This is a genomic window from Corynebacterium sp. UBA4397 (assembly GCF_002390965.1).
Lineage (GTDB): Bacteria > Actinomycetota > Actinomycetes > Mycobacteriales > Mycobacteriaceae > Corynebacterium > Corynebacterium flavescens.
The window spans coordinates 69,544-94,652 of sequence record NZ_DGRD01000032.1 but is presented as its reverse complement, the minus strand read 5'-3'; the positions used below and the strand labels follow the sequence as shown (position 1 = coordinate 94,652).

Below are 25,109 nucleotides of genomic sequence, written 5' to 3'. Positions count from 1 at the left end.
CGCCGCCAAGGACACCCCGCCTCACCCCCACCCGCGCGTCCCAACAGGTGAAACTTATTGCCGTCTTATGGGAAGCGCGGTAGGGTGTTCGTTATGACTTTGCGGCAAGGCCTCCTCCTTATCTGCCGCGGCGGGATTTAGGTTTGTGATAACACGGCCGGCGCCCCGTCGCGGAGTTTGGTGATGTCCCCCGCACTCGCCGCAGCTGGCCGTGGATAATCCACCCTTAAAATCTTCTAAAAGGAAACCACCGCCATGTCTCCCAATGACTCTTTCATTTCCGCACCGCGCGAAATCACCACTCCCCAAGGCCCGGCCAACCCCGGACAGCCAGCCTGGAACAAGCAGCGCGGCTCCTCCATGCCGGTCAATCGCTACCTGCCTTTTGCCAAAGAGGTAGAGGAAATCTCCCTGCCGGACCGCACCTGGCCGGATAAGAAGATCACCACCGCCCCGCAGTGGTGTGCGGTCGATCTGCGTGATGGCAACCAGGCCCTGATTGATCCCATGAGCCCGGAGCGCAAGCGCCGCATGTTCGATCTGCTGGTGAAGATGGGCTACAAGGAGATCGAGGTAGGCTTCCCTTCCGCCTCGCAGACGGACTTTGACTTCGTGCGCGCCATTATTGAGGAGAACCTCATCCCGGAGGACGTCACCATCCAGGTCCTGGTTCAGGCCCGCGAGCACCTCATCCGCCGCACCTTCGAGGCCTGCGCCGGCGCGCCGAACGTGATCGTCCACTTCTATAACTCCACCTCCAAGCTGCAGCGCCGCGTGGTATTCCGCAAGGACCGCCCGGCCATTAAGAAACTGGCCACCGATGCCGCGGAGCTCATCAAGGAGATCGCTCAGGATTACCCGGAGACCAACTGGCGCTGGGAGTACTCCCCGGAGTCCTATACCGGCACCGAGCTGGACTTCGCTGTCGAGGTCTGCGATGCCGTGGTGGACATCATGGGGGCAAGCGCCGAGAACCCCATGATCATCAACCTGCCCTCCACGGTGGAAATGATCACCCCGAATGTCTACGCCGATTCCATCGAGTGGATGCACCGCAGCTTTAAAAAGCGTGACGCCATCATCCTCTCCCTGCACCCGCACAACGATCGCGGCGAGGGCGTCGCCGCGGCCGAGCTGGGCTACCTGGCCGGCGCGGACCGCATTGAGGGCTGCCTCTTTGGCAACGGTGAGCGCACCGGCAACGTGGATCTCATCACCCTGGGTCTGAACATGATGACGCAGGGCGTGGACCCGCAGATTGATTTCAGCGACCTGCCCGGAATCCGCTCCACGGTGGAGTACTGCAACCAACTGCGCGTCCCGGAGCGCCACCCCTACGGCGGCGACCTGGTCTTCACGGCCTTCTCCGGCTCGCACCAGGATGCCATCAACAAGGGCCTGGACGCGCTGGCCAACGAGGTCCGCCCTGGCGCAAACAACACCGAGGTCTCCTGGGATGAGCTGCGTGATAGCGTCTGGGAGGTTCCCTACCTGCCCATCGATCCCAAGGATGTGGGCCGCGATTACCAGGCCGTCATCCGCGTCAACTCGCAGTCCGGCAAGGGCGGGGTGGCCTACATCATGAAGACCGATCACGGCATCAACATGCCGCGCGCCATGCAGGCTGAGTTCTCCACCGTGGTCCAGGCCGTCACGGATTCTGAGGGCGGCGAGGTCAATTCCAAGGGCATGTGGGACATCTTCACCACAGAGTTCCTGGACCGCACCACCCCGCTGGAGGAGGTCACCTTCCAGGTCGACAACGCTGAGACCGATACCGACGAGGCCACCGTCACCGCCAAGGTGATCTACAAGGGCCAGGAGAACACCATTACCGGCCACGGCAACGGCCCCATCGCCGCCTACGCCAACGCCCTGGAGAATATCGGCATCGACTTCGAGGTCATCGAGTACTCGCAGAAATCCCGCTCCGCCGGTGATGACGCGGAGGCCGCCTGCTACATCGCCGCCGATGTCAATGGCACCAAGGTCTGGGGCGCCGGCATCGCCGCCTCCACCGTGCGCGCCTCCATCAACGCCATTAACTCCGCCGTCAACCGCGCCCTCGACTAAGAGCAACACTCGCGCGCACCAGCGGGACACCCACCGCGGACTGATTGCACACTCCCCCTAGCGTCCGCCACACCCACGTCGGGCGCTAGGGTTTTCCTATGGCTCAGGCACCCGCGACTTCCTACTACATCCCCCACCACGGATTCGGCGCAATCCAGTCCATCCCGGTTCATCCCACAAGTGACGCCCCCACAAACAAAACACAGACAAACGACGCCGCCACAAGTGGCGCCCCCGGCACAGAGTTAAGCGTCACCCTGCGCCCCCAGGAAGAAGGCACGCTCGGCGTTTTTTGCAGCACGCCCACAAACAGACTGCTCGGCACCGTCTCCCCCGCCGACCGCGCCGAGTACCCCGAGCTCGAGCTCATCCTCAATGCTGGCCTCTACCCCGCGGCCACGGCGCGCGTTCAAGAGTCCGGCTTGGTGCTGCGTCTGCCGCGCCCTGGCCTGTGCCTGCCTGCCAATAATCCGCCGTCCTCGCAGTGGGTCTTGCTTGGCCACGGTCCCCTCCTCCGCGTCCCCGACATCGTCGACGCCTCCGGCATGCTTCCCGAAGGCCGTGCGCACCTGCTTGTCACCCTCAAGTCAGCGTCCAAATACAAAGACGAAGACACTACCAACGACGAGCGCACACAACCAGGCATAGACATCTACCTGGGCAATCACTTCCTCGCCCCGCTTGGCGAAGCCCCCGACAACATCATCACCACCGTCCACCACAACGAAGAGGAGCGAATAACCACCCTGGCACATGCTTTCCACTCGCCGCGTCACGGCCAGCGCGAGCTCGACATCTTTACCGGGCAGCCCTCCTCCGCCGGCGCCGGCCCCGAATGGCAGCTCGCCCAAAGCACGCCACGCTCAGCCTCAGTTGCCCAGACCTTTGAGACCTCCAGCTTCCGCGTCATCACCGATGCTGACCTCGCCGCACTCGACAAGATCCCCACCTCAAACACCAAGCAGAACAGCGCAGAAGCACAGCAACGCTCCCCCAAACCCCTGAGCACCATAGCGGGCTGGGCCGCCATCACCCTCGGAGTGCTCGCCCTCATCCTCATCGCACTCATCGTGTTCTAAGCATCCACAACACCAACCAGCAGAAACAACAGAACAGTAACAAATAGACCCCGGTGAGGGCGGCAGGTAGATTATTCCACCTGCTCCCTCACCGGGGTCTGCGTTTGGCTTGTGCGCGAAGATAAGCTCTCGCGACGCTTGCGCATGCTCAGCCATGCACCAGCGATAAGCAGCAACAGTGCGATGCCGCCTATCCACGCCACATTTGCTCCGGTGTTAGCCAGAGATTTCGACGGCGTACTCTTTGAAGCCTGTGCGCTCGGGTGACCGTTAGCTATGTCCGAACTACACCATTGCCACACCTAGTCAACGACCGGACTGCAAATCTAAGAACGCTTCTTTCGGAATACAAAGAATACGCCACCTGCAATAAGGAAGAGTGCGAGCGCAGCTAGGCCAGTTACATTGGCACCAGTATCAGCTAGTCCTTTCGAAGGCTTTCCCTTTCCGGGGGTAGTCGTAGGCACTTCGGGAGTTTCTGGCGGCGCAGGCGGGGTCGAGGTCACAGGCGGAGGAGTAGGCGTGGGAACCGGCGGAGTTGGAGGCTTATCCTTATCCTCTTCCTTCGCGAAGACCTCTACGTCATAATTCCAATAGGTTCCGTCATCAGACCCGGTAGGAAGGGTAATTAGGAACTCCGCAGGTTCCTTGCCGATGCTGGCGGAAGTACCTTGCTGGGAAACCAGATACAGCCCAATAGGAAGGTTCTTAAAGTACGCCTTACCTTCAGCGTCCGTAGTCGCACTAGCTTCTGAATCAAACCCACGAATCTTAGCGGAACCAACAGACATTCGCCGTGCGGCCTCCCACCCCGCAGGAGTTGTCAGATCGACCCCTTTTACCTTGCGAACCGTGAAAGAGATCCCAGAGATCTTCTGCGGAGGCGTCTTGATAATCGTCAAATCGACGGTTGAACTTGCATCGATGTCAGCAATAGCCTGGCTATCTACGGTGCCAATGACTGTGCGAACATCTGCATTTGCTATCGGGGCTCCGAGGAGAAGCGCAGCGGAAACCGTAAGTGCTGCGGCTCCACGACTAATGCTGGTTCGATTCATTTTGATTGCTGGTTTCACGGCTACAGCAACTCCTTCTGACGATCAGTTTCCAATGTTTTGTTTCTATTTTTGACTATCGAACGAATCCAAAGCATGAGAGCCAACACAATAATGAGAGCGGCAATCGCAATGGCATACATCCACCATTGCCATGCAAAGGACGGCCCATTTCGGAGGCTATCTTCTGAAGCTGGATCCATGGGCACACGATGCCCTGTCACAAGCAGCCTGTGAGTATTAATCCCATACGGAGTGCACGTAATTAGAGTAACGAGGTCTTTTCCTGGCACTCGATGCAGGGAGTCAGTCTCGGTCGGGAGAACAACCCGAATGTCATCAACCTCATACTTAAGGTTCTCTCCGGCCACGGAGATATAAAAGGGGTCTCCCTTTTTAACATCGACAAGATTATCAAAAAGAGTGGCCTTTGAAAGCCCAGTATGCGCTGTAAGTATCGAATGCGTGCCCTCGCCGCCAACAGGCAAGTCACTACCAAAGAGATGGCCCACACCACGCTGGAGTGAGTCTTCGCCGGAGCCATGATAGACTGGTAGATCGACCTTCGCGGAAGGCACTACCAGACGTGCCATCGCGTCCTGGTAGCTCAGGACACTCAAATATTTTTTGTAGTTTTCATCATCCGCTGCGGAATTGTTAATCCAAGGGTCAACAATTTTTCCTTCGGATAATTCGTTGTTATACGCTTGCGCGTCTTCAAAATAATGTCTAAGCGTTTCTGGTGGTATCTGTTGATTGAGGTCTGCGTATTCCCGACTCAAGTGGGACTGCTTAGAATTGTTCCACTGCGTCGCGATAACTGGATAAAGAAGTACACCGAGCCCCACCGCAATGATGAGAACGGGAATCAAAACACGAACCCATTTGGACGCCGCCTTAGGGCCGCGTGTGTCCATTTTAGTCATATTCTTCCCGTTCTCCTTCGGGCATTTTCAAGTGAAAATGCCCTCAATCATTACACCTGTTGGTACGCCTTATGCGCGGTTCAAGCGACGTGCGATGTAAGCACCTGCAGCCACGATTGCAGCACCGATTGCAGCCAGAAGGCCAACGCCAGCACCACCAGTCAGCGGAAGGTTAGGTGTCGTAGACTTAACGTTCTCGATCTGAGCGACCTGAGTAATTGCGTCATCGCCTTCGACATCAGAGGTGCCACCTACTGATGCACGAGTGAAGTCCACGGCCACTGGAGTAGGCAGCAACTCATAGCCTTCCGGAGCCTTGGTCTCAACCAAGCAGTACTTCTTGGTCGCAGGGACTTCCGCACCGTTCTCGTAGTCGGTTACATGTAGCGACTCGATAAACAAGCTACCCTGCTCACTGGTGGTCCACTTATCCATACCACCGACAGTCAGAGGGCCCCTGCCCAAGTTGCTCTGGTCCACGCACTCGTAGACCTGGAACTGGGCACCAGCCAGCGGCTTCTTATCGTCGCCGGTCTTGTTTACGCGAAGGATGCCATGGTAGGTATGAACGGGGTTCGAAGGAGTGGTGGTGTCTCCACCGCCACCACCGTTATTAGTGATGGTGGTCGCTTCATTCTTCAAGTCCATGCTGTCGCCGATTTTCTTCAGCGTCGCGGTGATCTTGGTGACCACCTTTACATTCGCATCGGCTTTCTTAGCCGCAGTCAGCTTCTCCAGGCCAGGCGAAGTGAACGCAACCTTTACCTGCAGAGTCGTTGAATCGACGGACACCTTGTAATCCGTTCCAGCAACTAGCGCTGTGCCATTACTCAGTGTGACGTCGATCGCCGAAGGCGCTTCCAAGCGAGTCTCGTCTAGGTCATCGGTGACTTCATACTTGGAAATCACGGTGTCATCCGATGCAAGCTTCGGAACGTCACCGGTGATGGTGTAGCTGATGGCATCGCCAGCGTTGTCGCCAGCATCCTCGACGATCTTCGTGGTCTCATTCTTGGAGTTCTTGGGGTAGACGTGGACGTCATAGTTCCACTCGTCAGTCTTCTCCGGGTTGGTCATCGGGACGAAGACAATAGCATCTGCAGAAGGAGTGTAGCCTTCCGGTGCATCAGTCTCACGCAGCAGGTAGACGCCTACCGGCAAATCGCCGAAGTTAACGAGACCAGCAGCATCGGACACGCCGGTACCAGCAACACCACCAAGCAGAGCAGTACCCGGAGTCAAGGCCGCAGCGGCAGCAAAGCCAGCATTGGTCTTAAGATCTGCGTTCGTCACATTGTACAGGGTGAAACCTGCGCCAGCGAGCGGCTGCCCTGGTGCATTGTCGTTGACGTTACCAGTTGCAGGGGCGGTCGCATCGGCACCGAGGTCACGCTTGTGGACCGTGATGGAACCGCTCTTGCTGAAATCGATGTTGCCGGGATTGGATACAACGGCAGGACCATCTTGAGCAAATGCCGGAGCAATGCCGATGGAGGCGGTCGAAAGTGCGACGCCGAAGACAGTAGCAGCACCGATTGCACGGATGCGATTGGTTTTCTTAACCATGGTTTCCTTAAGTATTTAGGAGTTCTGGTGCAAAAGCACCTGGAATCGAGAGGAACAACTTCTTGACTTCCATCAAATGGGAGCCAAACAGGGAACGTGCACTTTAGACATCCGCCGGGCCTGCACGTGGCTCAGTAGATGCATAGGAGGCCATCTGTCTACCTCCTAGTTGAAACTACGACGAGCAACGAAAGCACCGATTATCAGAATAATTAGGCCCAGTCCTACGAACGGCAGGTAACCCTGGCCACCCGATTCAGGAAGCATTCCTCCTGGGGTGTCCGCAACCTTAAGAACAAGGTTTTTCGCATCCACGGCGGCGGTGTGCTCACTAGGATCAACAAGCTCCAGGTTGTAGGCCTTTGCATCCGAGTCCCACGTCAACTGGAAGCCAATAGGCTTCGGCAGCAGACTGTATCCTTGAGGTGCTTTTGTCTCAACGATGTAGTAATAACCAGCGAGCAAGTCATTGGTTGTAAAGCTCGTTGTAGAACCATCTACCAACGGCAGCACATCTTGAACTTGCTCACCTGGCCCTACAGGCTTTCCGGAACCATCAAGCTCTGCTTTATAAAGCGCAAATTGTGCACCATCGAGAGCAACGCCCTTTGAGTCTTCTTTAATTACCGTGATCTTGGTCGGATCAATCTTCTTTACCGGAATACATGCAACGTTGTTTTCGGGCCCATCGGAGTCATGCTCCATCAGGACACCATTCTTTACACCGCCAGTTGAGTTTCCGTCAGTGGCCTCGCACTCACCCAGTTCCTGCCACTGTGCAGGGGTGGAATCAGCGCTTACTTGAATCGGAACTTTAACCTTAAACGTGGCTTTTTTACCAGGTGGAAGCAAGAGGTCACTAGCAAGCTCTACCTGCTGACCAGCAACAAAGCTTCCCGCAGGGATGGTGCTTACGACGCCGGTAGGATCGACCCCGGAATCTGCTTCAAATTCGACAGTACCGTCGCCAGTGACCGATACATTTGCGGGAATCCGGACATCATCCTTGATAGAACCAGTCTTGACATCCAGGTTCTTGGAGTCATCATTGGTGACGGTTACAGTGTACTCAAGAGTGGCTTTACCTTCAGAGTCAACAGTCACCGCTTCACCCGGCCGTGGCCCCTTTTCGATTCGTGCGACCGCGACTGGCTTAGCTTTATTTTTATAGATACAAGAGACTGGCGAAGAGTTATTTGGAACGGTCACGCGATATTCATAATCGTTGACTTTCTGGATTCCATTATCTTCCTCACAAGTGAATGAGGTCTCGTAATCCTCGAGTTTAGCCCCACCTACACCTTTTTCAATAAGGCGATAGGTAGCGCCGGGCTGTGCAGGAGATGGACCTGCCTGGCGATCCTGAATGCCGGTCTCGCCGCCCTCAGTCGTTCCAAATGCGATGGAGTCGGTGACGCCGTCCTTGTAAATCTCAAGGGTGAACTGATCATCCGGCTTCGCCCTGTCCCCATCGATGTTCTTCTTCAGTTCGATCGTCGGGAACGAAGCACAAGAAGCTAGATCGACTCCTTGAGCGCCCAAGACCGCACTTCCATTGTCCTTGGAGGATCCATCAGATGGGTCAATCAAGTTGAAGTAAGCAGTATTTCCAGAGGCATTCTCTACGTAGACGTATCCCTGGTCATTGAATGCAACACCATTCAGCGAAGGAGTTCCACCCAAAGTCAGATCCAAGTCCTGCGAATCTTGCGGGCGGATTGTAAGCCCAGGATTAGACTCTGCAATAGCAAGATCCCCTGCAGTCACGGTTGCCAATCGCGCCCCTTGTCCTTGGTTGTAAAGAATGTACATGTTTCCTTGGGCATCAAACGCTAGGTCGCCGTTACCAGTTTGGGTCAAACCCTGCATTGGCACGGAACCCAGGTAGTCGGTGCTATTGGTATCAGCGTCATAGCGGTAAAGCTCAAAGGTGACGTCGTATTTCCAGTAGCCCCACCGTCCCCCAACCCACTCGCGCACAGCTTTATAGCCACCAAAGTAGTACTTGCTGGCATCTTTCGGCTGCATGCCTCCAGCAATAAGGCTATCGGGACTGACACCTTGCGAGCTGACATTGATTTGACCTACTTCACTGACCGAACCACTGGAATCCCAGCGCTTTACAAGTACATTGTTGTTGGTTCTGTCGAAAGCATACGCAACCTCGCCGTCTTGGCCTATGGCAAGTCCGTTGTAGCTATTGGCGTCTCCGAAGTCTATCCCGGTGTTGCTAGGAGTGTAGCCGGAGTTACCTTCAATTTGGAAGACCGCGCCGGTACTGGTTAGCGAATAAAACGTTCCCGGAGTGCAGGACAAGCTAGTTGAACTTGCGGTCAGTGCGCGCAACGCCTGCGCGAACTGGCCAGAGTCTTGAGCTTCAGTCTCTTGAGGCTCTTCGCTCAACTCACCATCCGGTGCTGGAGCATCTTCTTCGACGTCACTATCGACTCCATCTTCAGCAGTAAAGTCCGCCTGCGAGTCCAGATCGGCAGTGGTTTCCGTAGCATCGGTTTCTACCGCCCCGGCCTGAACTGGGATGGCAGTCAATCCAAGTACGACAAATACCGATGTTAAACACCGTAGAAATGCACCACTTAGGCGAAGAGGCTTCACCCCGCCTGAAGCCTCGTGTTTGTGGCTTGTTATTAACATCCGCATACCCTCATTAACAATCGACAGTCACCATAAATCGGTCCAGCTGTGTAAATCATAGAATTTTCCATAGAACCAGTTAACTTCAATAAAGATAGTTTGAGAAGTCACTGAATGCCAGTCTTGAAAAGATTGCGCCCCCCTAAGGTCTATCAGGCTAATCCAGAGGTTCCAGTCCAGAGATTCGAGATCTGTCAACAACCCAAGTTTTAACTCTTGATCATCTCAAAGCTTCAGCCTCGGTCAATCGACCATTTCAGCAGTACATCGGCCTTAACCATCTACCCTTTCCCAGTTTCGTAGACTTAAGCCATTTCAACCATTGAGAGCTTTTGGCACACCTCCTGCGCCCGCGCTTTTCTACCCCCGTATATCTTCATTAGATGTTCTCTTAGTTTAAGTATGAAGTCTTTAAAGGTCGCTATAGCAGCTCTTTCCATATATCGCGTGCGCCCTGCCAAGGACGCAGGTGGCGGGATACTAGAGTATTGACAATGAGCACGTTGCCTGGCCCCCATCCCACCCCGCAGCCACCTGAGACTTCAGAGTCGGCGGCGCCTGCTTCGACTTCGACTTCTGGGGCGGAGGCACCTGCTGAGTATCCCTTCGTGGCGCTGACGGTGCGCACAACGGGCATTCACCCCTCCACGGGGCGCGTGGTGGCCATTGATGCGGTGACCTTTTCTGAGTCGGGCGCAGAAGGCGCGGACTACCACGTGGTCATTGACCCGGAGACTGATCCGGGGCCGCGGCACATACATGGGCTCAGCCACGAGGAAGTGGCGGAAGGTGAGCGCTTTGCACGGGTGCTCAAGACCCTCGATAGGCTGCTGGATGGCCGTACGCTCGTGGTCCATAACACCCCTTATACCTGGGGATTTATTGTTGCCGAGGCCCGGCGCGCCATGGTTGCCGCAGCGCGACAGAATCGCTCGCGCAATCGCGGGCGCTCAGGCGGCAGGCGCCGGGCCAAGGTGGGACACGTGCCCACGCCGGAGCGCATCATCGATACCTTGGAAACCTCACGTCGGCAGGGCGTGCGTAGTAATGATGTGCGTTTAGGGGCCGTCGCCAAGCGCAGCGGGATTGACGCACCAGATCCAAAGGCCACCGTCGAGCGCGCCCAGCGCAGCGAATTCGACGTCACGCGCGCGGAGACGCAGCTGCTCATTGAGCTCTTCCAGGCGCAGAGTGAGGGCGAGGGCGAGATTAGCTCCTATGCACCGGATGATATTCGGGCGGACCGCTTTGGGCTGCAGCGCTCCCATGTGCGCGTTGATGCCGCCGAGGCGCCGCGCCAGCACGCCAACCCCGGCAAGTATGTACCGGGCAAGAACCTTGTTCGTGGCATGGAGATCGTCGTCGCGCCGGAGATCAAAGCTGACCCCGATGTCATCATCGAGGCGCTCATGCGCGAGGAATTGAACTACTCCGAAAAGCTCACCCGGGAGACCTCAGTCGTGGTGTGCAACGTCACCACGGATCTGGTGGGAAAACCCATGCACGCCCACCGCAAGGGCATTCCCCTTATGGCGGATGAGGCCTTCCTTGCCGCGCTAGGCCGCATCGAGGAGGCCCCCGAGCCCGAGCCGGAGCAGGAAGAAAAGCGCACCCCACATGTGCCCAATAGTAATAATCGGCGCGGGGGCGGGCGCAATCAGCGCCGCCGGCACAAGCGCAAGGCCACCACTAGCAACCCGCAGCGTGGCGCGGATGGCGTTGGGGGAAATGGTGGAGGAAATGGTGCTCCCCTTGCTGCCTCCTCTTCGGCGGAGTCATCACCCACAGCTTCGGGCTCTCAGGCGGCGGGAGTTCAGGCTGCGGGTGCTCAGGCTGCGGGTGCATCCAAAGGCCAATCATCGGGCCGGCCCAGCGGGGATAATGCCGCGGCGGGCAAGGGCCGGCGTCGGCGGCGCCGGGGTGGACGCGGAGGCCGGAATGGCCGCGGCAATCGAAATTCCGGCGGCACTGCGGCGAGCAACAACGACTAGAAGCGCCTATCCGGCTAGTCTGTAGGGCATGAGATTTCACCTTCCCACTGCTGTCAAGAAGGCCCGCACCAACGCAGCCACCACCGCAGCACGGCTGGCCACGGCGGCCTCCCGCGCCACTGGCCGCGGCTCCGGCGGAATGATTGGTGGCCTCATCGCTGGGGCTATCGATCCCACCATCATGGCGCAGCTCGGGCGGGGACGCCCCGCCGTGCTGGTGACCGGAACCAACGGCAAGTCCACCACCACGCGCATGCTCGCCGCGGCGGTGCGTTCCACCTACCGCGTGGCCACCAATGACGGCGGGGACAATATGGACGCCGGCATTATCTCCGCGCTCCTGGCGGGCAAGACGGCCAGCCACCTCGTGCTCGAGGTCGATGAGCTCCACGTCCCGCATGTGGCGGATAACCTAGGCCCCCAGGTGCTGGTGCTGCTGAACCTCTCGCGCGATCAGCTTGACCGCGTGGGTGAAATCAACAAGATTGAGCGCGCCCTGCGCGGCGCGGTGGCGGCGCACCCAGACATGCTCGTCATTGCCAACTGCGATGACGTGCTCATGACCTCGGTGGCCTATGACGCCAAGAACGTCACCTGGGTCTCCGCCGGTGCTGGCTGGCTCGGGGATTCCGTGACCTGTCCGCGCACCGGCGGGCACGTGGTGCGCACCGATGATGACTGGTACGCGGTCAAAAGGTTGCCCGATGGCCGCGAGTTCCGCCGCCCCACCCCCACGTGGTCCGTCGATGAAGATGGTGTGCTCACGCCCGCCGGCCACAAGGAACTGTCCCTGGCCCTTCCTGGGCGCGCCAACCGCGGCAATGCCGCGCAGGCCGTGGCCGCCGCCGTCGAGGGCTTTGGCATCGACATCGACAAGGCCATCGCCGCCACCGAATCCATCGATGACGTGGCCGGGCGCTACTCCACTGTGGAGTGGGGCGGGCGGAAGATCCGCCTGCTGCTGGCCAAGAACCCCGCCGGCTGGCAAGAGGCCCTGTCCATGGTGGATCGCAGCGCCGATAGCCTCGTCATTGCCACCAACGGCCAGGTGGCCGATGGCGTGGACATGTCCTGGCTGTGGGACGTGCGTTTCGAGGACTTCGAGACCTTAAGCGTCAAGGCCTCCGGCGAGCGCGGCACCGACCTGGCCGTGCGCTTGGTCTACGCCGACATCAACCACGAGCTCATCGCCTCACCGTTGGAGGCCATCCGCTCCTGCCCGCCCGGGCGCGTTGAGGTGCTGGCCAATTACACCGCCTTCCGGGATCTCAAGAAGGCACTGACACGGGCCGTGGCCCAAGAGAAATCTCAGTCGCCCGCTCAATCGACCGCCGGCAAGGAGTCTTAACATGGATAAACTCACCATCGGCCTCGTCCTCCCCGACGTGCTGGGCACCTACGGCGACGACGGAAACGCCCTGGTCCTGCGCCAGCGCGCCCGCATGCGTGGCCTCGCGGCGGAAATCTTGCCCATCAAGCTCAACGAGCCCGTCCCCGATTCCCTCGACATCTACACCCTGGGTGGTGGCGAGGACACCGCGCAGATTTTGGCTGCAGAGCACCTCATCGCTGACGGCGGATTGAGCCGGGCGGCTGCCGCCGGGCACCCCGTGCTGGCGATCTGCGCCGGCCTGCAGGTCCTGGGCGAGTCCTTCCGCGCTTCGGGCCGCATCGTGGACGGCGTCGGGCTAATCGACGCCACCACTGCCGGCATGCAGGAGCGCGCCATCGGCGAGGTGGCCTCCACCCCCACCGGCACTGGCATCACCGCCGAGCTCACCGAGCCGCTGACCGGCTTTGAGAACCACATGGGCGCGACCATCCTGGGCCCCGCCGCGCAGCCGCTCGGCGAGATCACCCGCGGCGTGGGCAATGCCGATACCAATGCCACCGCCGACCTGCGTGACGGCGCCATGCAGCGCACCGCCGAGGGCGCAGTCCAGGGCAACGTCATCGCCACCTACATGCACGGCCCCGCTCTTGCGCGCAACCCCCAGCTGGCTGATCTCCTGCTGGCCAAGGCCATGGGCATCACGCTGGCCGAGCTCGAACCGCTCGACATTCCCGCCGTCACGCAGCTGCGCGCCGAGCGCCTGCGTAGGTCTTAGTCACGTAAGCCTTAGTCACGTAAGCCTTGGCCACTGCTCGCCGCTAATGCCTGGCGCGGACGAAGCGCCCGGCGCGGCGCTCTAGCCAGCGGTCATTTTCTACTACCTTGACGCCGTTGACAAATACGGAGTTAATGCCGGTAGGGCCATTGGTTGGGTCCTGGAATGTGGCGTGGTCGGCCACGCCAGCCGTATCGAAGATCACGAGGTCGGCCTTCTTGCCCACTTCGATGCTCCCGCGATCCTGCAGGCCGAAGATGCCTGCGGGCAGGCTGGTCATCCGCCTTATCGCCTCTTGAAGGCTGAGAATGGCCTTATCCCGCACGTAGAAGTCCAAGATGCGGGCAAAAGTACCATAGGCACGCGGATGTGGTTTTCCGCCCGTGCCCAGCGGCAGCCCATCGGAACCAATGGCCGTGAAAGGACTGCGCAGCGCCGTGACCACATCTTCTTCCCGCATGGCATGCACAATCATGGTGGCCTCGAGGTTTTCTTCAACCAGGATCTTCCCCAAAGCCAGTCCCGGCGCGGTGGAGAGTTGGTGTGCAATCTCGAGCAGGTTCATCCCATCAAAACGGTGGCTGTGCGAGCTGGCTATGACAATGCCCTCCCAGCCCGCGGCCATGGCGTAGTTCTCGTAGGAAAAGCGATCATTATTAATCTCCTCGACCGCCCGGCGCAGCGTTTCCGGATCCCGCAGGCGCTGCAACAAAAGCCTGCTCCCTCCCTCGTGCATCCAGGGCGGAAGCAGCGCGGAGAGCATGGTGCTCGCCGCGGTATAGGGATAGATGTCTTGGGTGAGGGCGACGCCGGCGGTGCGGTGGGCGTCGAGAAGCGTGACTGCCTCATCCATCAACGAGGAGCTGAAGCGATCCGCAAACTTCAAGTGCGAAATATGGCAGTGCACGGGGTTGCCGGCCACCGCGGCGAGGGTCTCATTGATGCTGGCCACCAAGTTATAGCTCTCATTGCGCATGTGGGAGCTATAGACCGCGCCGCGCGGCAACACGCTCACCAACTGGTTGAGCTCATCCGGCTGCGAGAACACGCCGGGCGGGTAAATCAGGCCGGAGGATAGCCCCACCGCACCTTCCTCCATCGCCTCGCCCACCAGACGCTGCATCTCCAGCATCTCCAAGGGGGAAGGCGGAGTGGGGTCCAGCCCACGCACCGCGATGCGGATGGTGTTGTGCCCCACCAGCGCGGCGTAGTTGGTGATCGGCTCGAATTGCTCTATCGCCGCCCGGAACTGGGAATAATCCTTCCACGGGTACTTCTCGCGGGGAAAAATCCGGGTGACCAGGCCATAAAACTCTTGCTCGAAGGCCTCCGCGATGGGCGCGAGGCTAAAGCCGCAATTGCCCACAACCTCCGTGGTCACGCCCTGCAGAATCTTCGACGTGTCATCAAAGCTCAACAAGGGGGAGTTATCCGAGTGCGCGTGGCTCTCAATGAAACCGGGGCACAGATAGCTTCCCTTCCCATCGATGACGTGGTCGAAGGACTGCCCGCCGCAGCTGCCTGGGCGCTGGAGGGAGGCAATCGTGTCGCCCTCGATGATGACGTCCCGGGCGTCCGGTTTCCTTCCGGTTCCGTCGATGACCTCTGCGTTCTTGATTAATGTGGTTGTCACTTTTCTAACGCTTCCTTGTATCTGCCTAGGTGTGTAGGAAATTCTCCTAGAGCTCTATAGGGGCCTCCTCCTTCTCCTTGTCGAAGAGCACCTTCTTTAGCACCACCAGCGCGCCTGCGGAAAGAATCAAGAGCCCGACCATAGTGAGCAGGCCTCCCTCCGTGGAACCAGTTGCGGTCTTTACAAATCCGATGACCATCGGGGCGACGAACCCACCCAGAATGCCCATCGTGTTGATGTAGGCAATGCCGCCTGCGGCCGCGGTTCCGCCGAAGGCCTTGGAGGGAACCGCCCAAAAGACGGTGTAGGCACCCCACACGCTAAAGACCGCGACGCACAGCGCCAGATAGGAAATCCAGAAGTTCGCGGAGAGAACAGCAGCGGCCACCAAGGCCATCGCCGCGAGCAGCGTGGGGACGAGCGCGTGCCAGAAACGATCCTGCGATTTATCGGAGCTGCGCGTAAGCAGCACCATGACGGGGATGGTCACGAAGTAAGGCAGCGCGGTAAGGAGGCCGTTGACGGTGTTGTTCTCGATGCCGTTCTCCTTCAAAATCGTCGGCATCCAGAAAGTCGTGGCATAGATTCCGCACATGATGCCGAAGTACGCCAGTGCCATGACGTGGACCTGCACGTTCTTCAGGGCGTCGACAAAGCGGGAGGCCGTGTGGTTGCTCTCCGTCTCCGCGCGGTCGCGGTGGATAACCGCCAACTCTTCCTTGTTAAGCCACTTGGCCTCATCAGGCGTATCAGACATCAGCTTCCAGAAGATGATGCCGAGGGCCACAGCCGGCAAGCCCTGGATGGGGAACATCCACTGCCAACCGGAGAGCCCACCAACGCCATCCAAACTCGCGATGATAAGCGCCGATCCGCCGGAGCCCAGAATGGAGCCGATGGGCCCGGCCAGCATGTACACGCCCATCACCGCAGCCATGCGCTTGGCCGGATACCAATACGTCAGGTAGAGGATAATGCCTGGGGCAAAGCCTGCCTCGAAGATGCCGAGGATGATGCGCAGCGTATAGAGCTGCCATGGCTCCGTGACGAACATGGTCAGGGATGAGGCAAGACCCCACAGCACCATGATGCGCGTGATGGTGCGCCGGGCACCGATCTTATTCATCAAGAGATTGCTCGGAATCTCGAGCGTTGCATAGGCCAGGAAGAAGATGCCGGAGGCGACGCCAAACACGGCATCTGTCAGCATGGGCATATCTTCTTGCATATGGAGCTTGGCAAATCCGATGTTGACGCGGTCAAGGTAGGCAAAGGTATAGCAAATGAGCAGCATCGGAAGAATCCGCCTATTTACTTTCCTATAGACATCTTTAGCCGTGACTCGGGCTTCCACAATAGTCATAGTTACGGGGATACCTTTCTTCTAACCGATATTGTGGGCGTAATTGTATAGTGAGCCATATCGCGGCCGATATACTGCAAAGAATCGGGTTCTAACGCTCTTAATGCGCAAGAAAATGACAGCAAGGTGCCAAACATGAAAGAAACAGATCTCATCGATTTGGAGATTGTCGACGCCCTCCAAGCCGATCCCGCCGCCCCCTGGAAGGAAGTAGCGCACAAGGCAGGGCTTTCTGAGGCCACGGTATCTAGGCGCTGGGCGGCATTATCTCAGCACGGACACGCGTGGACTGGCATGGCCTACCACCCGCTGCGCAGCAGGGGTTTCTTCGTCGAGATTGGGGTATGGGGAAACCAACGCGACGAGTGCGCTGACCGCCTTTCACAGCGCAAGAACGTCATTACCGTCGGCACCACCACAGGGGACTACAACTTGTTTTGCATAGTCATCGCCGAATCGATAGAGGACCTCGCCGCGGAGTTCTATAACTCCTTTACCGAACTTCAGCTCGCAACCACCTACCGGGTCTCCGCATTCGGCCACATCAGCGGCGGCGTGCACTGGCGCCAGGGCCTCCTCGCGGATTCTTCCCCCCGCCGTCCCGCGCCACTCGACGGGCGCTACCTCAGCGAAGAACTCACCGAGGACGATAAGCGCGTCTTCGAGCTACTCTCCTGCGCCGGGCGCCTGCCATACGCCGCAATAGGAAAGAGCCTGAACATCACCACAGCCCAAGCCAAGAGATCTGTGAACAAGCTCATCAACCACGGGCACGGACTCTTTCGTTGCGACGTGGCTCGCCCGCTGTTTGATTACCCGCTCGGATTAGTAGTCTTAGCCCGCTGTCCCATTGACCAGGTGGAGGAGGCCGCGGACTTCTTCGGCGAATGGCGCGAGACCAGGTTCTGCGCCTCAGTGATCTCCGAAACCAACCTCATACTGGTACTAAGCTTGCACAGCTTGAGCAATGGAAATGATCTTCTGCAAAGAATCGACAAAGCCCCCGTGCAGTTTCACGTTGTGGAGTACCGGCTCATTCCCCAAATGCGAAAGACTTACGGGATGATTTTGCGCCCCGACGGCCAGGCCAAGCAGGCCGTGCCGATTAGCCCCTGGAGCACGCGCACTTCCGAAAACTAAATGGTCAGGCGCCCCGAAAGCGCACGGGAGAGCGTGAGCTCATCCACGAACTCGAGGTCCCCGCCCAAAGGCATGCCGGAGGCCAGGCGCGTGATTTTTAGATCCGGGAAGTCCCGCAGCAGGCGCACCAAGTAGGCTGCGGTGGCCTCGCCCTCCGTGTTCGGATCGGTGGCCAAGATGACCTCTTTGATAATCGGGGTCGGCGCATAGAGGGGCTTGTCCGGGGTGGAATCAGCAAGTTCTTTATCTGGCAGAACCCCACCGATACGCTGCAGCAACGAGGAGATATTGAGATCCTTCGGGCCTACGTTCGCCAGCGGATCCAAAGCCCCGCCGAGGACGTGATAGCGCCCGTCATATTCGCCGGTGCGCTCGATGACCTGGATGTCCTTGTGCTCTTCCACGACACATACCGTGGACGTATCGCGCTGCGAGTTCACACAGATGCGACAGATCTCCTCCCGGGAAATATTTCCGCAGATGCGGCAGAAGGTCACCCCATCGCGCACGGCACCCAGCGCGTTTTGGAGGCGTTCAATGTCTTCGGGGTCCATGTGCAAGACGTGAAATGCGATGCGCTGCGCCGACTTCGGGCCCACGCCCGGCAAACGCGAGAGCTCATCGATGAGATCCTGCAATGGTCCTTCGAACACAATTCTCCTTAGAAAAGTTAAAAGACTGCCTGCCTGCGCTCTCCTTGCCCATGCAAGAAGAGGAGACGACAGTCTTTGTAGTGTATCGCCGGAGGCGCCCCGCCCCAATTAGCGGCAACGCAGCGGCTTTAAAGGTGGAGCCTCAACCTTTAGAAGGGGCCCAGTCCCTGAGACAGCGGCCCGATCTTCTCCTGCGCCAGACGCCCAGCGGCATCGTGGGCCTCACGGATTGCACCGATGATGAGGTCCTGGAGAGTCTCCACATCCTCCGGATCAACCACGGACTTATCGATCTGCAGATCAACCAGCTCCGCACCACCGGTCATGGTCACCTTAACGAGGCCGTTTCCGGCTGTTCCCTCTACGTGGGCCTTGAGGATTTCTTCCTGCGCGGCCTGCAGTTCAGACTGCATACGGGCGGCCTGCGCGAGCAGCTCGTTCATATCACCGGGCTGGGGCATAGATTCTGGCTGGGTCATGAGATTCCTTTCACGGTTAACTAAATTCGCCAAATCCCAAGTGTACATATGCGCGCTTAGACCCGCTCTGGGACTACAGGCGCTTTGCACCCAGCTCTCGCGACAGCAGTTCCATCGCGACCTCAAGCCCGCTGCGCCGGTCCCTCTCCCCTGCATTGCGCGCTTCCTCGAGCATCTCGCGCTCCTGGTCATCTTGGGTATATGCCCGCGCTGGCGCAGCTTGCCCCTCCGGCGCCGGATGGCCGTGCTGCGCATCCCTTCCAGGTTTCACAGGCTGACCGGGTTGCGCCGCTTGAGCTTGCCCAACGGGTTGTACCGCCAGTGCCGCTGGTGCCGCCTGCCTTCGCTGCGGGGCGCCCGCTCCTGCGGACTGCGGCTGCGCTGAGGGCGCAGGCGCACCGCTGTCCTCCGGATAGTAATCATCCGGCGGCGCGTTGAACTCCGCCTCCTCGGGCGCGGGCTCAGGCGGGAGCGGAACACCATTACTGAACTGCGGCGTCTTGGCAAACTCCTCGTCACGTTGCTTGGCCACCTGGGTGGCCCTGGCAATGCGTGAACGCCAACCCGAACGCTCAGCATCGTCTTGCTGGCCCTGCGCCTGCTTCGGTGCCGCTGCCGGTTCCGGCTGAGGCGCTGGCGACGCCGCCGGTGCATGCGCGCTCTGCTGCGCAGGCTGAACCTGTGCTCGACTCTCGCCAGCACTCGCGGTTGCCGAGGGCTCCGACCCCGTCGTAGCCACCGCTCGAGGGCTCTCTTGTCCTTCTTGACTTTCCTGGCCACCCAGCCTGCGCGGTGCGCCCCACGGGTCAGCTGCGGCTACAGGCTCTGCCTGTTCCGCTTGAGGCCGTTGCTGCGGTTGCTGCTCTGACTGGGGTTTCTCCTGGGGCCTTGGCTCTGGCGCTGGCTCTGGTGCAGACGCAGACGCAGGCACAGACGCAGAAGCTGACTTGTGCTGCTGGGGGCTAGGACTCTCTGCCTCCTGATCGGAGGCCGTGGAGGCCTCCCGGTGTGGGGGATTCGGATTCCACGCCGGCTTAGGCGCTGAGCGCTGCGGGCTAAAACCCGCGGCCACCGGATCCGTGCCGATGACGCACTTAACAGCCACGTCCCGCTGGAACTCTTGGCGCAGGGTTTCCACGATGGCGCCGTTATTGGCTTCCGCGTTGATACGCTCAGCCAACGCGCCGGTGGTGTGCCCGAGCACCAACGTGTTGTCGCGGAAGCCAAGGACGCGAGCCTCCGTCAGCATGATCTCGGCGATCTTGTTCTTGCGTCCCACCTCGCTGCGAATATGCGGCCACTGGGAGCGCACCTGCTCCGCAAAATCGACGGGCTCTGGCGCCGTTCGCTCTGGCGCGGGCTGTTCCTGCGCGGGCACAGAGCGCTCTTGAGGCGCGGGAGACTCCGGCGCCGGTGTCCGCGAAGGGGCGCTCGGAGATTCGGAGGCCGGGGAGGCAGGTGCGGTGGCTTCGGGAGCAGGAGCAGCGGCCGGCGCCTGTTGCTTGGCCTGCCGGTTACGCCGGTTAGCAATGATGGCCGCGGCAGCGGCGGCAGGGTCGCCAGCACCGGCGGTGGCACCTGCCGCGGGAGTGGCGCTGGGGCTTGCCGCTTGAGCGGCGTCGGTACCGATACTGCTTCCAGCGCTAGCACCAGTTCCGGCAGGCATGGTGTGAGGTGCAGCGACAGGGGCGGGTGTACTAGTGGGCCCGGTAGTTACCTGCGGGGCGGAGGCGCCGATGAGTAGGTGCGCGCAGAGGATCTCCAGCAGCAGGCGCGGCGAGGTGGCACCGCGCAGGCCAGAGATCTTCTCACTGACGGTGGAGGCCAGATAGGTCAGCTGCGGGCCGCTAAAACGCTGGGCTTGGGCCAAGAGCACCTCGCCGCGATCGGTAGGTGCGGTGACCAGCCCGGCCTCTAAGGCACCGGGAACGGCCTGCAGGATCATGAGATCGCGCAGGCGATCAAGCAGGTCAATGGCAAAGCGCCGCGGCTCATGGCCGGCCTCAATGACGTGGTCCACAAGCTTGAAGAGCGCGGCTTTGTCGTGGGTGGCGAGGGCGGAGACGGCGTCGTCAAGCAGGGTGACGTCCGTGACGCCCAGCAGGGGCCGGGCGAGGTCATAGGTCAGGCCATCCGGGCCCGCGCCCGCCAGCAGCTGGTCTAGGATAGAAAGCGTATCGCGCGGCGAACCGCCGCCGGCCTGGATGATCATGGGATAGACCGCATCCTCGACCGCCACGCCCTCCGAAGCCACGGTGCGCTGCAGCAGACCCTTCATGGCCGGCGGCGTCAGGAGGCGGAAAGGATAATGGTGCGTACGCGAACGGATGGTGCCGATGATCTTCTCCGGCTCCGTGGTGGCGAAGATGAAGATGACATGCTCCGGCGGCTCCTCCACCACCTTGAGCAGCGCATTCGCCCCCGAATCCGTGATCATGTGAGCCTCATCGATGATGAAGATGCGGTAGCGCGACTCCGCCGGGGCGAAGTACGCGCGATCGCGCAGGTCACGCATATCCTCCACGCCGTTGTGGGAGGCGGCGTCGAGCTCAGTGACGTCCAGGTTGCCAGGCCCACCCGGCGCCAGAGAAATACAGGAAGCGCAGACCCCGCACGGGGTGGAGGTAGGCCCCTCCACGCAGTTGAGCGAGCGCGCCATAATCCGCGCGGAGGAAGTCTTGCCGCAACCGCGCGGGCCGGAAAATAGGTAGGCATGGTTGATGCGCCCCGCATCAAGAGCGGCGGAGAGCGGAGTGGTGACCTGCTCTTGGCCGACCACTTCTGCGAACGTTGCTGGACGATATTTCCGGTATAGAGCCACGATGTAGCAGTCTACCGCCTCCGGCTGGGGCTAACCCTCCCGCGACCAATCCAGCAGGTCAATGCCCTGCTCAGCCACCGCCTCCTGGAAGGCACCCACGCCCTCCTCGACGGCATAGGCATACTCGGAATCCGTCAGCATCAGCAGCTGACACACCAGCGTCAGGCGCTTCTCCTCCGCCACCTGCGGCGTCTGCCCGCCCCACAGGTAGGGCACGATGAGCAGGCCGTGGTGGACGCCATGCTTGGCGACGTCGACACAACCCGGCAGCAACACCCCCGGCTGGGCAGGCAGTACCCCGCCCGCACGCTCGAGCATATCGGCGGCAGCGTTGACCGCGGTGGCCACGTCCTCTTGGCTCGCACGCGCTACCGCGAGGAGCTCGCAGCGCACATCGATGCCTTGCTCGGCGTGCTGCAGGCCGGTATCGACATCAGCAAAGGCGGTGGTGACGGCCAGCGATTGGCCGCCATCGAGCGCGGCCAGGCCCAGTTCGCGGCCGCCCACCTGCTCAAAACTCAGCGGGGCGGGGATGCACTGCGAAAGCCAAAAGGTAGTCTCCGCGCGGTTGATGGCCTAGACCCCCAGCTTCTCCAGAGCCGCCAGGAGCACGCAGGTAGCGACGCCGTCCATGGCCGTCTCCACCTCTTCCTGCGGGGGCAAGGAGGGTGCGAGGCGGATATTGCGGTCGTTGTCATCCTTGCCATAAGGGTAGGAGGCGCCCGCCTTGGTCAAGACGATGCCTGCCTCCTTGGCCAGCTCCCAGACGCGGGTGGCAGTGCCGTCGATGACGTCGAGGGAGATGAAGTAGCCGCCCTCCGGCTCCGTCCACTTGGCCACCTGATACTCACCAAGGCGGTTGTTAAGGATGCGCTCGACGGCGGAGAACTTCGGCGCCAGCAGCGCAGCATGCCGGCGCATGACCGCACGCACGCCCTCGGAGGACCCAAAGAACTCGTAGTGCGCGAACTGGTTAATCTTATTCGGGCCGATGCCGCGAATGCCGGCAATGGAGAGATACCAATCCAGGTTCGCGCGCGAGGACGCGAAGAAGGCAACGCCGGAGCCCGCGAAGGTAATCTTCGAGGTCGAGGACAGCGCCCAGAAACGGTTGGGGTGCTCGGCCTCCGCGGCAATGTCCAGGATGGGCAGCACCTTGGGGAACTCGTCGCCCAAGATGTGGACCGCGTAGGCGTTGTCCCACACGATGCGGAAGTCTGGGGCCGCAGTCTCCATCGCCGCGAGCTCGCGCGCGACGGACTCGGAAATGGTCACGCCCGTGGGGTTGGAGAACATAGGCACCAGCCACATGCCCTTGACCTGCGGATCCAGCACCAATTCTTTGATGGCAGCCACGTCAGGCCCATCCTCCAACATGGGTACCGAAATCATCTCAAACCCAAAGCGCTCCGAGATGGAGAAGTGGCGGTCATAGCCCGGAACCGGGCAGATCCACTTGACCTTCTCCTCCTCGCGCCACGGGCGGTCCGAGTCATTGTTGCCAAAGGCATATGACCAGGAGATGAGATCGAACATGATGTTGAGGGAGGAAGAATCCCCCGCCAGCAGCAGTTCCGGATCAACGTTGATGAGCCGGCCCCACAAGGCGCGCAGCTCCTTGATGCCCTCGAGGTTGCCGTAGTTGCGGAGATCGTTGCCAGCAGCATCCGTGTAGTTGGTGGCACCTGGCAGCTCCAGAAAGTCATTGGAGAGGTTGAGCTGCGAGCGGCTCGGCTTCCCGCGGGTCAGATCGAGCTTCAGGCCCTTGGCCTTAAGCTCGGCGTAATCCTTGCGGACTTGCGCCGCCAGCTCGGCTTGCTCGGACTTTTCCATGTTAAGAAGCGACATCTCGGCGTGTACCTTCCAAAGAGTTTCGGACATTCGGAGAGCCAGTGTAGTAGGTTCGCTCGCCAAACGCTCCACCCCGGAAGCCTAAAACGTAAAACGGACCCCACGTACCCGCCAGAGCCTCCTGACCCTTGCTGCATTCCTGCCCTGGGGGAGTTCAGAGGATGGACGCCACGTGGAATCCTGCCCCTCACCTTAGCCCGACTCTTGTGCTTTGTTCAAATGCGCCCCTCTAGCTCCTCACCGCCTCGCCACAGCCCCGCCACCGGCTGGGCTCCGCCTGGACGCCGCTCTCCACCCACTCACGTTAAGCCGCCTTCCCAGAATGCGCTCTGACCTGCCGATTAGCATTCCAATTGCCAGCACTGCTAAAGTTTCTTCTCGGAGGATTCGACTAGCGGCCTATGTCACACGCCTGGAACGCGTGCGGGAGTCACATCCCTCAGGGGTTCAAATCCCCTATCCTCCGCCATTGTGAAGTCTCGAGACATCGTCCTTAGAACGGTGCTCGAGACTTTTGCTATCCGTGGAGTTTTTCGAGGTCCGCGCCGTGTTCACGGTAAATAGTGGGCCCTAGATTGAAAAACTGGGCCACTGCTTGCAGTTAACACCGAGGAAACTCATTCCCGGGCCCCACCCCGCGCTACCCAAGACATGCAAGGACCCTTTAGGGGTATAAGAACCAACCGGTTTAAGATTTAGCAAAAGAAATTCTAATGATTCCTTTATAATCTCCTACAGCCTTAAAGGGACTGACTCCAGGCGCCTCTCTCCCGCCTTAGCGCCCTGTCCGGCTTTTTCTTTGACTCCCTATCCCTAAGAGGTCTCTCATGCGCCGCAGCGCCCGCTTCGCCATACTTGCACTTGCTCTACCCGCGTTCGCGCTTAGCGCCTGCTCGGGCGAGGAATCCGCGAAGGAGGCAGCAACATCCTCGGCAGCCCGCGCTTTCTATGACATCCCCGATGACTGGTGCGCCATGGACCCCGATGTTCTGGCTAATCTCAAGCGGACGCATACCACCCTGGAGCAAAAGTATGGTGAGCAAAGCGATCCCGCAGTTAGGTTGAGTGCACCCAGCAGCTACTACACGCGGACTTTCTGCCCCACCATCGACAGCACTGATTCCGTGGGAATTCTCAAGATCGAGAGCGGGAAGGATCTCGGCATCAAGGCCTCGTCGATAGATGCTGATGACAACAAGGAGCTCACAGCCGCACTGGGTGATCCGGTGGATGTCTCCGAGTATGCCTACCTGTACAGCATTGCCAAGGACAACCCGGACAGCGTCGAAAAGCTTTCTTTGCCCTCTTTCCCTGTCACCTCCGTGCCCACGCTCGATGTCGAGCCCCCGCGCCCCACATCCACGACCACCACTAAGAAGCCATCGCCACGGCCCACCGCCAAACCAGAGCCGGCCCCCGCCGCGCCGGAGGAGCCCGTTGAGCAACAGGCTCCCCAAGCGCCGCCCGCAGCCCCGGCGCCGGCACCAGCTCCTGAAGCCCACAGCGGCGGACCCCAAATGGAGTGGCGCACTGTGGGTCCCTTTGGAAACTTCTCTGGCTGTACGCAAAACAGCGACATGCAGCCAATCCAGGTAACCAACTGCTACCAAGGCAGCGATGGACTCTACTACTACGACACCATGGCCCAGTCCCTGCGCTAGCAGCTATTAAGGTCTTTCACCTATGCCGTGTTGACGGTGAATAGGGCCCCAGGAAAGC

General features: G+C 59.9%; 18 protein-coding genes, 1 tRNA gene, 1 other RNA gene and 1 pseudogene. 8 read left to right on the top strand and 13 right to left on the bottom strand.

Going from position 1 to position 25,109, the window contains the following annotated elements; genetic code table 11:
- The first annotated feature begins 255 nt into the window (after positions 1-255).
- Both leuA and B2696_RS07605 read left to right on the top strand, forming a co-directional pair.
- Positions 256-2,073, top strand: coding sequence for a 2-isopropylmalate synthase (leuA, locus tag B2696_RS07610; RefSeq protein WP_286954854.1), 1,818 nt, complete (start codon positions 256-258; stop codon positions 2,071-2,073).
- Positions 2,074-2,171: 98 nt separating this feature from the next.
- Positions 2,172-3,152 carry a hypothetical protein gene (locus tag B2696_RS07605; protein ID WP_286954852.1) on the top strand — a complete coding sequence of 327 codons (981 nt, stop codon included), beginning with the start codon at positions 2,172-2,174 and terminating at the stop codon, positions 3,150-3,152.
- A gap of 71 nt (positions 3,153-3,223) precedes the next feature.
- On the opposite strand, the gene B2696_RS11580 is transcribed toward B2696_RS07605, so the two are convergent.
- The 5 genes from B2696_RS11580 to B2696_RS07585 form a co-directional block, all read right to left on the bottom strand.
- Entirely contained in the window at positions 3,224-3,454 is a 231-nt protein-coding gene (locus tag B2696_RS11580; RefSeq protein ID WP_376778853.1) for an LPXTG cell wall anchor domain-containing protein, read from the bottom strand.
- A 24-nt stretch (positions 3,455-3,478) separates the two neighbouring features.
- Entirely contained in the window at positions 3,479-4,228 is a 750-nt protein-coding gene (locus tag B2696_RS07600) for a pilin N-terminal domain-containing protein (protein ID WP_286954850.1), read from the bottom strand.
- 2 nt (positions 4,229-4,230) lie between these two features.
- Positions 4,231-5,133, bottom strand: coding sequence for a class C sortase (locus B2696_RS07595; protein WP_286954848.1), 903 nt, complete (start codon positions 5,131-5,133; stop codon positions 4,231-4,233).
- 69 nt (positions 5,134-5,202) lie between these two features.
- Positions 5,203-6,699, bottom strand: coding sequence for a SpaH/EbpB family LPXTG-anchored major pilin (locus B2696_RS07590; RefSeq protein ID WP_286954846.1), 1,497 nt, complete (start codon positions 6,697-6,699; stop codon positions 5,203-5,205).
- Positions 6,700-6,864: 165 nt separating this feature from the next.
- Positions 6,865-9,246: a prealbumin-like fold domain-containing protein gene (locus B2696_RS07585; protein ID WP_286954844.1), complete on the bottom strand. Its 2,382-nt coding sequence runs from the start codon at positions 9,244-9,246 to the stop codon at positions 6,865-6,867.
- Between the two features lie 599 nt (positions 9,247-9,845).
- Between B2696_RS07585 and B2696_RS07580 the strand changes: the two are divergent.
- From B2696_RS07580 to B2696_RS07570, 3 genes and pseudogenes are all read left to right on the top strand, one after another.
- Positions 9,846-10,946, top strand: a pseudogene (locus B2696_RS07580) (exonuclease domain-containing protein); the annotation flags it as partial.
- Between the two features lie 424 nt (positions 10,947-11,370).
- Positions 11,371-12,690, top strand: coding sequence for a Mur ligase family protein (locus B2696_RS07575; protein WP_286954840.1), 1,320 nt, complete (start codon positions 11,371-11,373; stop codon positions 12,688-12,690).
- 1 nt (position 12,691) lies between these two features.
- Positions 12,692-13,450: a type 1 glutamine amidotransferase gene (locus B2696_RS07570; protein WP_286954838.1), complete on the top strand. Its 759-nt coding sequence runs from the start codon at positions 12,692-12,694 to the stop codon at positions 13,448-13,450.
- Between the two features lie 43 nt (positions 13,451-13,493).
- Here the strand turns inward: B2696_RS07570 and B2696_RS07565 are convergent, their stop codons facing one another.
- Both B2696_RS07565 and B2696_RS07560 read right to left on the bottom strand, forming a co-directional pair.
- The gene (locus B2696_RS07565; RefSeq protein WP_276621837.1) at positions 13,494-15,083 is read right to left on the bottom strand and encodes an N-acyl-D-amino-acid deacylase family protein; all 1,590 of its coding nucleotides are present in this window, start codon (positions 15,081-15,083) and stop codon (positions 13,494-13,496) included.
- 46 nt (positions 15,084-15,129) lie between these two features.
- Positions 15,130-16,446 carry an MFS transporter gene (locus tag B2696_RS07560; protein ID WP_286954835.1) on the bottom strand — a complete coding sequence of 439 codons (1,317 nt, stop codon included), beginning with the start codon at positions 16,444-16,446 and terminating at the stop codon, positions 15,130-15,132.
- Between the two features lie 135 nt (positions 16,447-16,581).
- On the opposite strand from B2696_RS07560, the gene B2696_RS07555 reads away from it, so the two are divergent.
- Positions 16,582-17,586 carry an AsnC family transcriptional regulator gene (locus tag B2696_RS07555; protein WP_286954833.1) on the top strand — a complete coding sequence of 335 codons (1,005 nt, stop codon included), beginning with the start codon at positions 16,582-16,584 and terminating at the stop codon, positions 17,584-17,586.
- Here the strand turns inward: B2696_RS07555 and B2696_RS07550 are convergent.
- From B2696_RS07550 to ffs, 6 genes are all read right to left on the bottom strand, one after another.
- The gene (locus B2696_RS07550) at positions 17,583-18,239 is read right to left on the bottom strand and encodes a recombination mediator RecR (RefSeq protein WP_286954831.1); all 657 of its coding nucleotides are present in this window, start codon (positions 18,237-18,239) and stop codon (positions 17,583-17,585) included. The genes B2696_RS07555 and B2696_RS07550 overlap by 4 nt on opposite strands.
- Positions 18,240-18,388: 149 nt before the next feature.
- On the bottom strand, positions 18,389-18,718 hold the full coding sequence (locus B2696_RS07545; protein ID WP_075728951.1) for a YbaB/EbfC family nucleoid-associated protein: 330 nt from the start codon (positions 18,716-18,718) through the stop codon (positions 18,389-18,391).
- A 73-nt stretch (positions 18,719-18,791) separates the two neighbouring features.
- A complete protein-coding gene (locus tag B2696_RS07540; protein ID WP_286954828.1) occupies positions 18,792-21,539 on the bottom strand; it encodes a DNA polymerase III subunit gamma and tau in 2,748 nt (915 codons plus the stop codon).
- Positions 21,540-21,569: 30 nt separating this feature from the next.
- Complete coding sequence (locus tag B2696_RS07535; RefSeq protein ID WP_170216843.1) at positions 21,570-22,046, bottom strand: suppressor of fused domain protein; 477 nt, start codon at positions 22,044-22,046, stop codon at positions 21,570-21,572.
- A gap of 69 nt (positions 22,047-22,115) precedes the next feature.
- Positions 22,116-23,387: an aminotransferase class I/II-fold pyridoxal phosphate-dependent enzyme gene (locus B2696_RS07530; protein WP_286954878.1), complete on the bottom strand. Its 1,272-nt coding sequence runs from the start codon at positions 23,385-23,387 to the stop codon at positions 22,116-22,118.
- A gap of 92 nt (positions 23,388-23,479) precedes the next feature.
- An RNA gene (gene ffs / locus B2696_RS07525) (signal recognition particle sRNA small type) lies at positions 23,480-23,574 on the bottom strand.
- Between the two features lie 196 nt (positions 23,575-23,770).
- Here ffs and B2696_RS07520 point away from each other — a divergent pair.
- Together B2696_RS07520 and B2696_RS07515 are read left to right on the top strand one after the other, a co-directional pair.
- A tRNA-Ser gene (locus tag B2696_RS07520) sits at positions 23,771-23,859 on the top strand.
- 358 nt (positions 23,860-24,217) lie between these two features.
- A complete protein-coding gene (locus B2696_RS07515; RefSeq protein WP_286954825.1) occupies positions 24,218-25,051 on the top strand; it encodes a hypothetical protein in 834 nt (277 codons plus the stop codon).
- Positions 25,052-25,109: the final 58 nt, after the last annotated feature.

Coding starts and splice junctions, on each gene's coding strand:
- leuA (WP_286954854.1), top strand. CDS start 256: ATGTCTCCCAATGACTCTTTCATTTCCGCACCGCGCGAAATCACCACT.
- B2696_RS07560 (WP_286954835.1), bottom strand. CDS start 16,446: ATGACTATTGTGGAAGCCCGAGTCACGGCTAAAGATGTCTATAGGAAA.
- B2696_RS07555 (WP_286954833.1), top strand. CDS start 16,582: ATGAAAGAAACAGATCTCATCGATTTGGAGATTGTCGACGCCCTCCAA.
- B2696_RS07515 (WP_286954825.1), top strand. CDS start 24,218: ATGCGCCGCAGCGCCCGCTTCGCCATACTTGCACTTGCTCTACCCGCG.
- B2696_RS07530 (WP_286954878.1), bottom strand. CDS start 23,387: ATGTCGCTTCTTAACATGGAAAAGTCCGAGCAAGCCGAGCTGGCGGCG.
- B2696_RS07590 (WP_286954846.1), bottom strand. CDS start 6,699: ATGGTTAAGAAAACCAATCGCATCCGTGCAATCGGTGCTGCTACTGTC.
- B2696_RS07605 (WP_286954852.1), top strand. CDS start 2,172: ATGGCTCAGGCACCCGCGACTTCCTACTACATCCCCCACCACGGATTC.
- B2696_RS07570 (WP_286954838.1), top strand. CDS start 12,692: ATGGATAAACTCACCATCGGCCTCGTCCTCCCCGACGTGCTGGGCACC.
- B2696_RS07575 (WP_286954840.1), top strand. CDS start 11,371: ATGAGATTTCACCTTCCCACTGCTGTCAAGAAGGCCCGCACCAACGCA.
- B2696_RS07545 (WP_075728951.1), bottom strand. CDS start 18,718: ATGACCCAGCCAGAATCTATGCCCCAGCCCGGTGATATGAACGAGCTG.
- B2696_RS07595 (WP_286954848.1), bottom strand. CDS start 5,133: ATGACTAAAATGGACACACGCGGCCCTAAGGCGGCGTCCAAATGGGTT.